Annotated in this window: 1 protein-coding gene; it reads right to left on the bottom strand. The window is 60.6% G+C overall.

The features are described 5' to 3' along the window. On the bottom strand, positions 1 to 358 hold a 358-nt coding region (locus A9Z05_RS37995), incomplete at its 3' end, for a solute carrier family 23 protein (protein WP_371090917.1). Positions 359 to 863 lie beyond the last annotated feature (505 nt).

The following is an 863-nucleotide window of genomic DNA, read 5'->3' on the forward strand; positions in this document are numbered from 1 at the left end:
TGCCGATGATGCCGGCCGCGATGGTCGAACCGAAGATGTCGAGAATGCCGAGGCCCGGGTTCGTGCCGATCGCGATCATCGGGCCGACGGCTGCGAACGTGCAGCCCATGATGACGGGCAGGCGGATCCCGAAGATCCACAGGCCGAGCGTCTGGATCAGCGTGGCGATGCCGCACGAAAACAGATCGGCGCTGATCAGGAACGCGATCTGGTCTTTCGGCAGCTTGAGCGCCGCGCCGACGATAAGCGGCACGGCGACGGCGCCGGCGTACATGACGAGGACGTGTTGCAGGCCAAGCGTTACCAGCTTGCCGGTCGGCAGCACCTCATCGCACGGATGGACCGTGTTCGATTGCATCTGTCTCACTCCATGATCTTGTTTTCGGGGTGATACGAAGTTATTCGGATTGAATCCATGCAACAAGAGCACTGGGTTCTATTCCGTTCTTTGCTGGTTCGATATGCCATTTCGGTATGGAACAGGGGGGCGATCATCGGGAAACTGCCGCGGGAGTGAGGTGTACCGGTTTTATAGCGCTTCAAAATAGCGCCGGCCCCCCTGTCAAATATGGGGTGCTTTATGGTGTGTATCGGGCAGGCCGCATAGTGGCAAAAAGCGGTGTGCGCAAATCGTGCCGGGTTAACCCGCGAACGGCCGCTTTTGCGTGCAAGGTGCAGCCCGGTGGAACGCGGCGGCCAGACCGCACGTCCGATGCGTCGAAGCGGCGGCAAAAAGCGGGGCGCGCATCGCGATCCCGTTATCATCGACATCCGTTCATTCGAATCCCGCTTACCTCATGCGCCTGCTCGGAATCGACCTCGGCACCGGCTCCGTCAAACTCGTCACGCTCGATGCCGACGGC

Source organism: Burkholderia sp. A2, from assembly GCF_001729305.1.
GTDB classification, from domain to species: domain Bacteria; phylum Pseudomonadota; class Gammaproteobacteria; order Burkholderiales; family Burkholderiaceae; genus Burkholderia; species Burkholderia sola.